The 12,410-nt window shown below is 60.6% G+C and carries 13 protein-coding genes; 11 read left to right on the forward strand and 2 right to left on the reverse strand.

All coding sequences use genetic code 11. The annotated features are described in order from the left end of the window. Positions 1-131 precede the first annotated feature (131 nt). The 10 genes from FGL65_RS05550 (at position 132) to FGL65_RS05595 (ending at position 9,468) form a co-directional block, all read left to right on the forward strand. Positions 132-1,757, forward strand: coding sequence for a cation:proton antiporter family protein (locus tag FGL65_RS05550; RefSeq protein WP_147820060.1), 1,626 nt, complete (start codon positions 132-134; stop codon positions 1,755-1,757). Between the two features lie 11 nt (positions 1,758-1,768). After that, positions 1,769-2,464, forward strand: coding sequence for an SOS response-associated peptidase (locus FGL65_RS05555; RefSeq protein ID WP_147820061.1), 696 nt, complete (start codon positions 1,769-1,771; stop codon positions 2,462-2,464). A 139-nt stretch (positions 2,465-2,603) separates the two neighbouring features. Further along, positions 2,604-4,139, forward strand: a complete 1,536-nt coding sequence (ffh, locus tag FGL65_RS05560) for a signal recognition particle protein (RefSeq protein WP_147820062.1) — start codon at positions 2,604-2,606, stop codon at positions 4,137-4,139. Between the two features lie 99 nt (positions 4,140-4,238). Then, a complete protein-coding gene (gene rpsP, locus FGL65_RS05565; protein WP_147820063.1) occupies positions 4,239-4,478 on the forward strand; it encodes a 30S ribosomal protein S16 in 240 nt (79 codons plus the stop codon). Between the two features lie 95 nt (positions 4,479-4,573). Further along, positions 4,574-4,807 carry a KH domain-containing protein gene (locus tag FGL65_RS05570; RefSeq protein WP_147820064.1) on the forward strand — a complete coding sequence of 78 codons (234 nt, stop codon included), beginning with the start codon at positions 4,574-4,576 and terminating at the stop codon, positions 4,805-4,807. A gap of 11 nt (positions 4,808-4,818) precedes the next feature. Further along, positions 4,819-5,424: a ribosome maturation factor RimM gene (gene rimM, locus FGL65_RS05575; RefSeq protein ID WP_147820065.1), complete on the forward strand. Its 606-nt coding sequence runs from the start codon at positions 4,819-4,821 to the stop codon at positions 5,422-5,424. A gap of 25 nt (positions 5,425-5,449) precedes the next feature. Continuing rightward, the gene (gene trmD / locus FGL65_RS05580; RefSeq protein ID WP_147820066.1) at positions 5,450-6,745 is read left to right on the forward strand and encodes a tRNA (guanosine(37)-N1)-methyltransferase TrmD; all 1,296 of its coding nucleotides are present in this window, start codon (positions 5,450-5,452) and stop codon (positions 6,743-6,745) included. Between the two features lie 28 nt (positions 6,746-6,773). Beyond that, positions 6,774-7,124 (forward strand): 50S ribosomal protein L19, encoded by a 351-nt coding sequence (gene rplS, locus FGL65_RS05585; protein WP_147820067.1) that lies wholly within the window; start codon positions 6,774-6,776, stop codon positions 7,122-7,124. 127 nt (positions 7,125-7,251) lie between these two features. Next, the gene (gene rnhB / locus FGL65_RS05590; protein ID WP_147820068.1) at positions 7,252-7,890 is read left to right on the forward strand and encodes a ribonuclease HII; all 639 of its coding nucleotides are present in this window, start codon (positions 7,252-7,254) and stop codon (positions 7,888-7,890) included. A gap of 714 nt (positions 7,891-8,604) precedes the next feature. Then, positions 8,605-9,468, forward strand: coding sequence for a hypothetical protein (locus FGL65_RS05595; RefSeq protein WP_147820069.1), 864 nt, complete (start codon positions 8,605-8,607; stop codon positions 9,466-9,468). 58 nt (positions 9,469-9,526) lie between these two features. On the opposite strand, the gene FGL65_RS05600 is transcribed toward FGL65_RS05595, so the two are convergent. Together FGL65_RS05600 and FGL65_RS05605 are read right to left on the reverse strand one after the other, a co-directional pair. Beyond that, the gene (locus tag FGL65_RS05600) at positions 9,527-10,033 is read right to left on the reverse strand and encodes a hypothetical protein (RefSeq protein WP_147820070.1); all 507 of its coding nucleotides are present in this window, start codon (positions 10,031-10,033) and stop codon (positions 9,527-9,529) included. 65 nt (positions 10,034-10,098) lie between these two features. Beyond that, positions 10,099-11,133 carry an OmpA family protein gene (locus FGL65_RS05605; RefSeq protein WP_147820071.1) on the reverse strand — a complete coding sequence of 345 codons (1,035 nt, stop codon included), beginning with the start codon at positions 11,131-11,133 and terminating at the stop codon, positions 10,099-10,101. A gap of 279 nt (positions 11,134-11,412) precedes the next feature. Here FGL65_RS05605 and rfaD point away from each other — a divergent pair, with 279 nt between their 5' ends. Further along, positions 11,413-12,390: an ADP-glyceromanno-heptose 6-epimerase gene (rfaD, locus tag FGL65_RS05610; RefSeq protein WP_147820072.1), complete on the forward strand. Its 978-nt coding sequence runs from the start codon at positions 11,413-11,415 to the stop codon at positions 12,388-12,390. Positions 12,391-12,410 lie beyond the last annotated feature (20 nt).

The raw sequence follows: 12,410 nt of genomic DNA on the forward strand, positions 1-12,410 counted from the left end.
CCGTTATATCGTTGCAATGAAAGTTTTCTGGACCTAGAATACGCTTTCGGATTTTTCGTCAAATAGCACAGTGTTCAAGCAAGATCATTCGTTTTGTGGCGGGTGGTTTCAGCATTCCGGAGAGAAGAGTCATGGACCCGTTGTGGTTGACGCTGGCGTTTTTGCTGGGCCTTGGGGCCCGTTTCATCAATCTGCCGCCCCTGGTCGGTTTTCTGGCGGCGGGCTTCGTGCTGCAGGCCATGGGTGTGGAGGGCGGTCCCACCCTGGAACGGCTGGCCGACATCGGCGTGCAGCTCATGCTCTTCGGAATCGGCCTCAAGCTCAAGGTGCGAAGCCTCCTGCGGCCCGAAGTCTGGGCGACGACCGTCATCCACATGGCCGCCTCCATCGCCTTTTTCGCGGCCCTGTTCCTGTGGCTTTCCCGTGCCGGGGGTGGCCCGTTCGCCGGGCTCGGCGTCGGCCAGTCCCTGTTGCTGGGGTTCGCCCTGAGCTTTTCCAGCACGGTCTTCGTGGTCAAGATCCTGGAGGAGCAGGGCGCGTCTGCCGCGCTGTACGGCCGGATCGCCGTGGGCATCCTCATTGTGCAGGATATCGCGGCCGTGGTCTTTCTGACCTTTGCCTCGGGCAAGGTCCCGTCCTGGTGGGCGCTGGCGCTCATTGCGGGCCTGCCGCTCATCCGCTGGGCATGCATGAGGATCATGGACCGCACCGGGCACGGGGAGCTGGTGGTGCTGCTGGGCATCACCCTGGCCCTGGTGGTCGGGGCCGGGCTGTTCGAGCTGGTGGGGCTCAAGCCCGATCTCGGCGCGCTCGTCATCGGCCTGCTGGTGGCCAACCATCCCAAGGCGGGAGAGGTTTCCAAGTCCCTGCTGTCCTTCAAGGACGTCTTTCTGGTGGGCTTTTTCCTGAGCATCGGCCTTTCCGGCGAGCCCACGCGCCAGGCCCTGGTCGTGGGGTTGTGTCTGCTCCCGGTCATCCTGCTCAAGGGGCCGCTCTACCATGTCCTGCTGACCCGTTTTTCCCTGCGGGCCCGGACCTCATTTCTTTCCTCCATGGCCCTGACCAACTACAGCGAGTTCGGACTCATCGTGGGGGCCCTGGCCGTGCGCAACGGCTGGCTCGACCCCATGTGGCTCACCGCCATGGCCATTGCCGTGGCCCTGTCCTTTGTTGTGGCGGCGCCGCTCAACGGCGCGGCCCTGAGGATTTTCGGCGCGCTTCGGCAAACGCTGGTGCGCTTCGAGAGCCGGCGCGTGCATCCCGAGGAACGGCCCGTGGATATCGGGGCCCCCACGGTCATTGTCGTGGGCATGGGGCGAGTCGGGCAGGGGGCCTACGACTGGCTGCGCGAACGCTACGGCGACGTGCTGATCGGGACGGATATCAAGACCTCGGCGGTGGAGGCCAACCGGAAGGCGGGGCGCAACGTCTTCCTGGGGGACGCCACGGACCGCGAGCTTCTCGAAAGACTGCGCCGCAGCGACGGCGGCAAGACCCGGCTGATCCTGCTGACCCTGGGCCACCAGGCCAACCTGCGCGTGCTGCGCATGGCCCGCGACATGGGCTATGCGGGGCGGCTGGTGGCCGTGGCCCGCTACGAGGACGAAGTGACCGAGCTGCTTGGGGCGGGGGCGGACGCGGCCTTCAACCTGTTCCTGGATGCAGGGGCCGGTTTTGCCGAACACGCCGAGAAGGAGTTGCGCAAGGGCGGGGATTGCCGGTGGATAGACGAACTGTGTGAACGGGCGGGTAACTAGGTAGGGTATATATGTGTGGTCGGTTTGCTTTGGGTATGCCGAAGAAGAGGCTGGAAGAGCTGGTGGGCTCGTCCGTGCCCGGGGAATATTCCCCCAGCTGGAATGTCGCTCCCGGCACGCGGGTTCCGGCGCAGACATCGTCGGGGTGCTCCATGTTCCTCTGGGGGCTGGTGCCGCACTGGGTCAAGGATTCGGATGCCGGCAACCGCATCGGGATGCGCCTGATGAACGCCCGCAGCGAAACCGTTTTCGACAAGCCCGCCTTTCGGAAGCCGGTGCTCCGGGGCCGCTGCCTGATCCCGGCCGATGCCTTTTACGAGTGGCAGCGCCGGGGGCGTGCCCGCTATCCCCACGCCATTGCCCGCGCCTCGGGACGCCCCCTGTGGTTCGCGGCCGTCAGCGACCAGTGGGCCGACCCCGGCACGGGAAAGGTGCTCCGGTCCTGCTGCATCCTGACCACCCGGGCCAACCGGCTCATGGCCCCCATCCACGACCGCATGCCGGTCATTGTCCGGGAAGGCCACCGCGACCTGTGGCTGGACCCTTCGGTCACCGAGCCGCACTGGTTCGAGCATGTCTTCGAGCCCCTTCCCCCGGAAGAGCTCGAACTCTGGCCCGTGTCCTGCGGGGTGAACAAGGTGGGGTACGATGGCCCGGAACTGCTGGAAAGGTTGGCGGGACGGCCCCGGCAGGGGCGTCTGTTCTGAGCGCCGGGAAGCGGCATCATGGGGCGGCGGCCAGCCAGTGCTTGACTAATCCTTGACAATATCATAACTCACGAACTCTTTGCCCGCGCCGGAGGGATTCTACGCGCGTGGAAAATGAGAGAATACCGGGAGATGTGAGTTGTTCGACAGCCTTCAAGATAGATTAAGCAACGCGTTCAAGAAGTTCAGCGGCAAGGCCCGCCTTGATGAAGACAACATCAAGGAGGGACTGCGCGAGGTCCGTCTCGCCCTGCTGGAAGCGGACGTCAACTACAAGGTCGTCAAACAATTCGTGGACCAGATCAAGGATCGTGCCCTGGGCGAAGACGTCATGAAGGGGCTCAATCCCGGCCAGCAGGTGGTCAAGATCGTCAACGAGGAGCTCACCGAACTGCTGGGAGGCCAGCAGGCCGGCCTGAATCTGGACGCCTCGCCGCTCAAGGTCATGATGGTCGGCCTCCAGGGCTCGGGGAAGACGACCTCGTCCGGCAAGATCGCGCTTTTTCTGCGCAAGAACCACAAGCGCAAGCCGTACCTGGTCCCGGCCGACGTCTACCGTCCGGCGGCAATCGACCAGCTGCACACCCTGGCCAAGCAGCTCGACGTTCCCGCCTATCCGTCCACCCCGGACATGAACCCGGTGGAGATCTGCAAGGACGCGCTGGTCAAGGCGCAGGAGCAGGGTTGCGACCTGATCCTGTTTGACACCGCCGGCCGCCTGCACATCGACGAGCCCCTGATGGCGGAGCTTTCCGACATCAAGGCCGAGTGCAAGCCGGATGAAATACTTTTCGTGGCCGATGCCATGACCGGTCAGGACGCCGTGACCGTTGCCGAGAAGTTCAACGAGCAGCTCGACATCTCCGGCGTGGTGCTGACCAAGATGGACGGCGACGCCCGAGGCGGCGCGGCCCTGTCCATCAAGTCCGTCATCGGCAAGTCCGTGAAGTTCGTGGGCGTGGGCGAAAAACTTTCCGACATGGAGCTGTTCTACCCGGACCGCATTGCTTCGCGCATCCTGGGCATGGGTGACATGCTCACCCTCATCGAGAAGGCGCAGGCCACCATCGACGAGGACGAGGCCAAGGACATGGCCGAGAAGATGGCCAAGGCCCAGTTCGATCTTGAGGACTTCCGCAATCAGATGCGCAAGATCAAGAAGCTGGGTTCCCTGGAAGGGATCATGAAGCTGATCCCGGGCATGGGTGGCCTCATGAAGCAGCTGGGCGATGCGCAGTTGCCAGAAGACGAGATGAAGCGTACAGAAGCCATCATCAACTCGATGACCATGCAGGAACGCCGCAACCCCAAGGTCATCAACGCCAGCCGCAAGGAGCGCATCGCGCTCGGTTCGGGCAACGAAGTCAAGGACGTCAACGCGCTGTTGAAGAACTTCAACCAGATGTCCAAGATGATGTCCAAGATGATGGGCGGCGGCAAAGGCAAGAAAGGAAAATTTCCCAAGCTGCCCAAGGGCATGCCCGACATGGACATGGCCGGAATGGGCGGCATGCCCGGTGGAATGCCGGGAATGCCTGGAATGCCGGGGATGCCCGGAATGCCCGGCATGGATGGAATGGAGGAGGGCGGCAGGCGTTCCATCTCCAAGAAGACGCTTAAAGAGCGCAAGAAGAAGAAGCTTAACAAGAAGCAGCGCCAAAAGAAAAAGCGTTAATGATCAGGCAGAAAGGCATTGGCTTTTATAAACTTGCACATGACCTTGCTATTTCAGGGTTGAAAACTTATCAAATAATTTAATGGGGGTAATAACACCATGGCAATGAAAATCCGACTGACCCGTATGGGTTCCAAGAAGCGTCCCTTCTATCGCATCGTGGCCATTGACGGCGCCAAGCGTCGCGACGGCCGCCCGAGCGAATACCTGGGACACTACAACCCCATGGTTGATCCTGCTGAAGTGAAGATCGACATGGAAAAGGTGGAACAGTGGCTGGCGCGCGGCGCAGAGCCCTCCGACACCGTTCGTTCGCTGCTTAAGCAGGCTGGAAAGTAGTCACTCGCTGGCCTCGTTCCGGTACGCTTGGCAGATAGCTCATATTAGTCCTAGGCGCTCGTGAACATTGTGCCTGTACCTGGAGGTAGTTCGACATGCTGAAAGAGATGATTGAGTACATTGCCAAGTCCCTCGTGGACAATCCGGACGAAGTGAGAGTGACCGAAGTCGAGGGGGAACAGACCTCTGTTCTCGAGCTGAAGGTTGCCAAGGAAGACCTTGGCAAGGTTATCGGCAAGCAGGGACGGACGGCCCGTGCAATGCGCACCCTTCTGGGCGCCGCATCCACCAAGGCCAAGAAGCGTTCCGTTCTGGAGATCCTCGAATAGGTTCCAGTGATATGACCGCCCGCAGCGACAAGGAGTTCGTCCTTGTCGGGAAAGTGGTCAAGCCGCATGGCATCCGAGGGGAGTTCTGCATCAAGAGCTTTGCGGACTCCCCTTTTCTCTTTGATGAGATAAAGCGGATCTTCCTGAGGGAAGGCAAGCGGCGGCCACAACCCGTCACCGTTCAGTCATGGCGCATGCACAAGGGCATGGTGCTCATGACCGTCAATCAGGTCGCCGACCGCAACCGAAGCGAAGAGTTGCGCGGCGCCGAGGTACTGGTGCGCGCGGCGGACCTGCCCGACATCGGCGAGGACGAGTTCTATCTCCACGAGGTGGAGGGCTTTAACGTGGTGCTGGAGAACGGCACTGTCGTGGGCCGCTTCAAGGGCTTCATCGAGGCCCCGGGCCATGACGTCTGGGCCATCGCCACACCCGCCAAGAAGGAAATCCTTCTGCCTGCGGTGCCTGAGTTCATCCTGGACGTGGACATGGAAGGGGAGACCATCGTCATTGATCCGCCCGAAGGGCTCATCGACCTGTACGAGAACCCCGAACCGCCGAAAAAGAAGAACCCGGCACCCCGCCGCACCAACAAGAAGAAACCTTCCTCCAAGTAGCTCCCGGCCGGAGCGGGGCACACCCATGAATTTCCATCTGGTCAGTCTTTTCCCGGAGTTTTTCGACTCCCCGCTCAGCGCAGGGCTGATGGGCAAGGGCGTGCAGTCCGGCATCGTGGGCTTCAACCGCGTCAATCCTCGCGATTTCAGCACGGACAAGCACCGCACCGTGGACGACCGCCCTTATGGCGGCGGCCCGGGCATGGTCATGATGCTCGACCCGCTGGTCGGGGCCCTGGAGTCCATCGAGCGGCCCGGCCGCATCCTGATGATGTCGCCGCGCGGCAGGAAATTCGACCAGGCCATGGCCCGTGAACTCTCCCGAGAAGAGGATGTGACCATCCTCTGCGGCCGTTACGAGGGCATCGACGAGCGCCTGCTGGATCTGTATCCGGTGGAGCTGGTCAGCGTGGGGGATTACGTGCTCAACGGCGGCGAGGCCGCTGCCGTGTGCATGGTGGAGGCCGTGGCGCGGCTGCTGCCCGATTTCATGGGGCATGAGGATTCCGGGGAAGAGGAGAGCCATTCCGCAGGCCTGCTGGAGTACCCGCACTATACCCGGCCCGAGGAATACCGGGGCCATGGCGTGCCCGGGGTGCTTTCCTGCGGCGACCACGGGAAGATCGCCCGATGGCGGCGCGAACAGGGGCTGGAGCAGACCCTGCACCGCAGGCCCGACCTGCTGCCCGTGTCCGAGCTGGCGCAGGAGGACATCGACCACCTGCGTTCCCTCAAGCGCTCCATGCTGGGCCGCAACCTGTACCTGGCCCTGGTGCACTACCCGGTGCTGAACAAGTTCGGGGAAAAGGTGGCCGTGTCTTTGACAAACCTCGACATTCACGATATTTCCCGCGTCTCCCGTTCCTACAACGCGGGAGGGTTTTACGCGGTAACGCCCATCGAGGATCAGAAGGCGCTGGCGGAAAGCCTGTTAAGCCACTGGCTTACAGGGGCCGGAAGCAAGGCCAACCCGGACAGGGCCGAGGCATTGTCCGCAGTCAAGGTCGTGGACGATATTCAGTCCGCAGTCCTTGACATCCAATCCAGAACAGGGCAAAGTCCCCTGCTCGCGGCAACGTCTGCGAAACTGGATCGGAGAAAGAACGCGCCGGCTCCCCTGACCTATGAATGGGTCAGAAAAGAGTTGGAAAAACAGCCGGTTTTGTTGATTTTCGGCACGGGGCACGGCCTTGCCGACGAAGTGCTGGACAGGGCCGCTGGAATCATCCGGCCGATCCGTTACCTGGATGAATACAATCATCTCTCCGTGCGCAGCGCAGTGACCATCACGGTGGACCGGCTGCTGGGAGATGAATTTTAGAATAGTTTTCCGAGAAAGGAGATCAGTCATGAATATCATGAAGAAAATCGAATCCGAACACCTTCGCCTTGACATGCCCGCATTCAAGGCCGGTGACACCGTGAAGGTCCACTTCCGCATCATCGAAGGTGAAAAAGAACGCATCCAGGTCTTCCAGGGTGCAGTCCTCCGCGTCCGTCGCGGCACCACCGACTCCACCTTCACCGTCCGTAAGATTTCCGACGGCGTTGGCGTTGAGCGCGTCTTCCCGATGCACTCCCCGTTCATCGACCGCGTGGAAGTGGTTTCCGAGGGCAAGGTTCGTCAGAGCCGCATCTACTACCTGCGCAACCTGCGCGGTAAGGCCGCCCGCATCAAGTCCAAGCAGATCTGGGAATAATTCCCCTGCTTCGGCCCGCATGCCGGGTGGACTTCCTGAAGCGATTTTGAGCTCCCCGCCGTACCGGAATCACCGGTGCGGCGGCGGAGTTGTTTTTGTTTCTTTCGCAACGCTGTAAGGTGGCCCCATGAACAGGCTTTCCCTGCTTGACGATTCTTCCCTTGCCCCGGAGCGCGTCGCCGGGGTGGACGAGGCCGGGCGCGGCTGCCTGGCCGGTCCCGTGGTGGCCGGTGCGGTCATCCTGCCCGTATCCTACGACCTGCCCGGGCTCAACGATTCCAAGAAGCTTACTGCGGCGACCCGCGAAACCCTGTACGAAGCCATTCGCACGCAGGCCGTGTGCTGGGCCGTGGGTGTTGCCTGGCCCACGGAGATCGACAGGATCAACATCCTCCAGGCCACGTTCATGGCCATGGGCCGCGCCGTCAGGCATCTTAAAGCCGATCCCCTGCAACTGCTCATCGACGGCAACAAGACCATCCCGCCCCATGCGCTGGAGCGCGACATCGCCCAGAAGTTCGTCATACAGGGCGACGGCAAGATTCCGGCCATTTCCGCAGCCTCCATCATGGCCAAGACCTTTCGCGACCGGCTCATGTGCAAGCTGGCCGGGCGGTACCCCGGCTACGGGTTCGACGTGCATATGGGGTATGGCACCAAGGTGCATTACGAGGCGCTTTCCGCGCACGGACCGTGCCGGATGCACCGGATGACCTTCAGGGGTGTGGTTCCTGAGAAGAAGGTGGAGCAGGGGAGTTTGCTGTAAATTCAGCTTGTGCCCTTTCAGGGCAATCCCAATAGTGCGTTCGTATTTACCGGTTCAAGAACCATTTGAGGAAAGGGCGGAAAGAGAGGAGCTTGCAGCCCCTCCCTCTCCTCCTTTCCTGCGACCTATCCTCCTCTCCCTCCCCGCTTTTGCCGTGCGTCGGCCTCTTGCCTAATACATTGAGTATTCCCTTTGGCCGTCGGGGAGAGTGCTTCGCAGTTTTTCAATTTTAGCATCACTATGTTTTGCAGTAGGCTAAGAATGAAGCCTTGGGAGGTTGGCTACTGACAGGCGTGCATTACAGGGCGGGAACCTCTAAGTGGTGTGGACGCGTGTAGCCCGCTCAATAGGCCGAAGCCCAGAGCTGCTTAGATCGTCCGTAGGATTAGAAATTCAACTGAGCGAAGCGAATTTGAATTTCCCGAAGGGCGATTTTGCAGCTCTTGCAGAGGGCGTCCGCGGGCTGGACGAGAGCAAGCGCAGTTTTTTGCCTTCTTTTTTTCTGCGCCAGCAAAAAAAGAAGGTCGCCCACGGGGGCGAAACCCCACCAGGGAGAGATGCCTTCCGCTTGGTGCCTGCGCGTCAGCGCACCCGGCAAACATCCTCCCGAACCATATTCTGTAAAACCTTGTAAACGGCTGCTGACGCAACCCGCCCCCTGTGTTAGGTGGGGCGATATCCGATAACGCATCCGCAACCCTCAAGGAATTCGCCATGCCCGGTTTCAGACGCTCCCTTGTTGTTTTGGCCGCCATTTTGGTCGTGGACATCCTGTTCTACGGCCTGTTTATAAAACCGGACATGATGCGCTGGGGCGCGACACCGGAAGAGGCCGCAGCATCCCTGCCCGGCGACGACATTGCCCCGTTGGTCAGCTCCACCCGGGCCATCGGCATAGCGGCCCCCAGGGCGGCTGTCTGGCCCTGGCTGGTGCAGCTCGGCGCGGACCGGGGCGGGTTCTACAGCTATACCTTCCTGGAAAAGCTGATCGGGTATGAAAACGACAACGCCGTCAATATCGTTCCGGAGCATCAGGCCATGCCTGTGGGTCGTATTGTGCCTTCGTCTCCGTTCGGTACGCAAAAGGCCCGGGAGCTGAGCTGGCGGGTGCTCAGCGTGGAGCCCGGAGTCTCTTTCGTGCTGGAAGGCTGGGGACCGTTCGTGATCAGGGACGCGCCGGGGGGCAACAGCCGCCTGCTGGTGCGTACCCACGGCTGGGACACGCCCACGTGGGTGGACCGGGCGGGCTACGAGATCATGATGCCGCTGCATTACATCATGGAGCGGCGTATGCTGCTGGGCATCAAGGCCCGCGTGGAGGCCGGGCCCGGCGTGAGGCTCTCACCGCTGCCCGACTACCTGTGGTTCGGTGGGATTTTCCTCTCCGGCCTGGGTGTCCTGCTACTCGTCTTCATGGGGCGTGGCGTGGCCGGATATCTGATTCCCACGGTCCTGAGCCTTGCCTGGCTCTGGACGCTTCTGGTGCTTGCGCCCACGCCGCTGCCAGCCCTGGGGCTTGCGGCTTTTGTCATCGCGGCCTTTGCCGCAACGTTTTTCCGCAAGTCAAAACGCGCATAAAACAAGCCCCCGGTGAACGGATTCACCGGGGGCTTGTTTCGAACCTTGTTGTTCGAAACTATTTCCAGCCGCCTTTCTTGTAGCAGAAGATGTGCTTGTTGGGGATGACCCGCACGGCCTCGAACGTGCCTTTTTTGCATTCCGCCGGGCTGGCCCCGGTGGATTCGTAGATGCTTTCCTTGTAGGAGAGGACACCCACGTAGGGAACGCTCTTGGACTTGGAGCGGCGAACCTGGCAGGTCATGGTGGCCTGTTCTATCTGGTGGTAGCGGGCCTTCCAGCTGCCGTCGGCCTGCTGCTCGATGAGCATGCGGGAGCGGGAAAAGCGATGGTTGCGATTCAGGGCCCCGATCTTGAGCCGGGCAAAGGAACGGAATTCCTTGTGGCGTGCCGCCAGCTCCTCGTCCAGATACAGGGGCAGGTCCTTGCCGGCCATGGGCTTGGTCCTGTCAGCCGGTTTGGAAATGGCGATCTCGACGGTCTGGGCGTCGTCGGTTCCATCCTGGGCGAAACAGGGGACGGCAATCAGGGCCATCATCAGGAAAAGACATATTTTTTTGGGCATCGGTTCTCCACCACTTAACAGAATTCGGGCCGGGAAGTCGCCTTCCCGGCCCGGCCATAGTACTGTTACTTGGTGTGGATTTCAACTCTTCTGTTCAGCCTGCGGCCTTCCTTGGTGGAGTTGTCGAACTTGGGCTTGAGTTCGCCGTAGCCGATGGACTGCAAGCGTCCGGAACCAATGCCGTTATCGATGAGCCATTTCTTCACGGAGTTGGCGCGGCGTTCGGACAGGCCCTGGTTGTACTGATCGGTACCGGTCCAGTCAGTGTGGCCTTCGATGATGTAGGCTGCCGCGGAATTTTCTTCCAGGATCATCTTGGCCTGCTCGAGGATGGGGATCATCTCGTCGGTGATCTGGTACTTGTCGAAGCCGAAGTGCAGGTCGAAGGTGATGACCTCGCCGCCCTCGGGGGTCATCGGGGCTTCGGCCATGCCGTAGAACACGTCCTGCACGTACTTGGCCATGGCGGCGTCGTCGGACAGGCTGCTCACGTCGGCGGGCACGGTGCAGCCGGACAGGCCGCGGATTTCATCGATGACCATTTGGCCGGCGTCGGTGTCTGCAAAGCTGACCACGTGGATGCACAGGCGGTCGCCGTACTTGGCGTACAGGGCCTTGGCCTGGGCGATGGGGTCTGCACCGATGTTGGATGCGCCGTCAGTGAAGATGATCAGCGCGGTCTTTCCCTGCATGCCGGAGATGACCGGATCCACATCCATGAGGCCGTCGCCCATGGGGGTCAGGCGGTTGAAGATGCCGAGGTCGCTGTTGATGCCGGCAATGGCGCTGCACATGGCGGCCTTGTTGTATTTGGCCGGCTGGAGCTTGGCCTCGAACGGCGCGAACAGGAACAGGGCGCTGTTGTAGCTCAGGGCCGGGATCTTCTTGTTCATGCGGGCCAGGGTGTCCTTGGCCATGTCGAGCTTCTTGGTTCCCAGGGTCTTGTGGGCCTGGGCCATGGAGCCGGACTGGTCCACGAAGAAGATGAAGTTGTCGATCTTGGGCACCATGTTGGCGGCATTGGCGATGGCCGGGAAAGCGAACATGACGACCAGCGCCAAAAGCAGTGCTGTTTTCGTGATTTGTTTCCGGTGACTCATTTTCTAACTCCTTTTTGATATTCGCCAGGAATCCGGCGGCCAGTTCAAAAAAGCCATGTTATTTTATGCTGTAAACAAGTTCATGGTGCTGCGCAAGCTCATAGGGAAATTAATAACGCCCCTGTGGTTTTCCCGCTTGGCAAGCCGTGAAAAATCCTTGAGCGGCCACGGGTTGCGAAGCGGCGGTGTTCAGCGTATGATTCGCTGCTTAATGGCCATGGCGTCCAGGGGAGTGCCCCGCGCATGGCGTTCATTACGAGACACACGCAAGGAGCGAATATGTATATCGTCACCGGCGGCGCCGGATTCATCGGCAGCGCAATGGTTTGGAAACTCAACCAGATGGGAATTGACGACATCCTGGTTGTGGACAACCTGGCCAAGTCCGAGAAGTGGAAGAACCTCGTGAACCTGCGCTACGAGGACTATCTGCACCGGGACCAGTTTCTCAAGTTGATCCTGGAAGGGGACGACCCCTTCGAGACCGAGGGCGTCATCCACATGGGGGCCTGTTCCTCCACCACCGAGCTGGACGCGGACTTCCTCATGGAGAACAACTACCGCTATTCCCAGTACGTGTGCCGTTTCTGCATCGAGAACAACGCCCGGTTCATCAACGCCTCCAGCGCCGCCACCTACGGAGACGGGCAGCATGGCTTCGATGACGACCACGAGGGCATATCCCGGCTTCAGCCCCTGAACATGTACGGCTATTCCAAGCAGCTGTTCGACATGTGGGCGCTCAAGGCCGGTCTCCTGAATCAGATCGCCTCCCTCAAGTTCTTCAATGTCTTCGGCCCCAACGAATACCACAAGGACGACATGCGCAGCGTCATCTGCAAGGCCTACAGGCAGATCGGCGAAACCGGGCAGCTCAAGCTGTTCAAATCCTACCGCGAGGAATACGAGCACGGCGGCCAGAGGCGCGATTTCGTCTATGTCAAGGACTGCGTGGACATCATGGCCTGGCTCCTGGAGCACCGGGAGGCGGGCGGCGTTTTCAATGTCGGCACGGGAACTGCAAAGACCTGGAATGACTTGGCAAATGCAGTCTTCGCCGCCATGGAACGTGAGCCGAACGTTGAATATATTGAGATGCCTGAACAGATTCGGGATAAATATCAGTATTTTACAGAGGCCAAGATGCAAAAGCTCCGCGACGCGGGTTGCGACGTGGAAATGACGCCTCTTGAGGAAGCGGCCAAGGACTACGTGAGAAACTACCTGGCTCAGGACGACCCCTACCTGAAATCGTAACGGGTCGGCCGAGAGGTTTT

Origin of the sequence: Salidesulfovibrio onnuriiensis, assembly GCF_008001235.1 — a bacterium.
Classification (GTDB): domain Bacteria; phylum Desulfobacterota; class Desulfovibrionia; order Desulfovibrionales; family Desulfovibrionaceae; genus Pseudodesulfovibrio; species Pseudodesulfovibrio onnuriiensis.

What these genes read in the sequence shown, in the direction of transcription:
- rpsP (WP_147820063.1), top strand. Translation starts at nt 4,239, where the DNA reads ATGGCAATGAAAATCCGACTGACCCGTATGGGTTCCAAGAAGCGTCCC.
- rfaD (WP_147820072.1), top strand. Translation starts at nt 11,413, where the DNA reads ATGTATATCGTCACCGGCGGCGCCGGATTCATCGGCAGCGCAATGGTT.
- FGL65_RS05600 (WP_147820070.1), bottom strand. Translation starts at nt 10,033, where the DNA reads ATGCCCAAAAAAATATGTCTTTTCCTGATGATGGCCCTGATTGCCGTC.
- rplS (WP_147820067.1), top strand. Translation starts at nt 6,774, where the DNA reads ATGAATATCATGAAGAAAATCGAATCCGAACACCTTCGCCTTGACATG.
- FGL65_RS05555 (WP_147820061.1), top strand. Translation starts at nt 1,769, where the DNA reads ATGTGTGGTCGGTTTGCTTTGGGTATGCCGAAGAAGAGGCTGGAAGAG.
- FGL65_RS05595 (WP_147820069.1), top strand. Translation starts at nt 8,605, where the DNA reads ATGCCCGGTTTCAGACGCTCCCTTGTTGTTTTGGCCGCCATTTTGGTC.
- rnhB (WP_147820068.1), top strand. Translation starts at nt 7,252, where the DNA reads ATGAACAGGCTTTCCCTGCTTGACGATTCTTCCCTTGCCCCGGAGCGC.
- rimM (WP_147820065.1), top strand. Translation starts at nt 4,819, where the DNA reads ATGACCGCCCGCAGCGACAAGGAGTTCGTCCTTGTCGGGAAAGTGGTC.
- FGL65_RS05605 (WP_147820071.1), bottom strand. Translation starts at nt 11,133, where the DNA reads ATGAGTCACCGGAAACAAATCACGAAAACAGCACTGCTTTTGGCGCTG.
- trmD (WP_147820066.1), top strand. Translation starts at nt 5,450, where the DNA reads ATGAATTTCCATCTGGTCAGTCTTTTCCCGGAGTTTTTCGACTCCCCG.
- FGL65_RS05550 (WP_147820060.1), top strand. Translation starts at nt 132, where the DNA reads ATGGACCCGTTGTGGTTGACGCTGGCGTTTTTGCTGGGCCTTGGGGCC.
- FGL65_RS05570 (WP_147820064.1), top strand. Translation starts at nt 4,574, where the DNA reads ATGCTGAAAGAGATGATTGAGTACATTGCCAAGTCCCTCGTGGACAAT.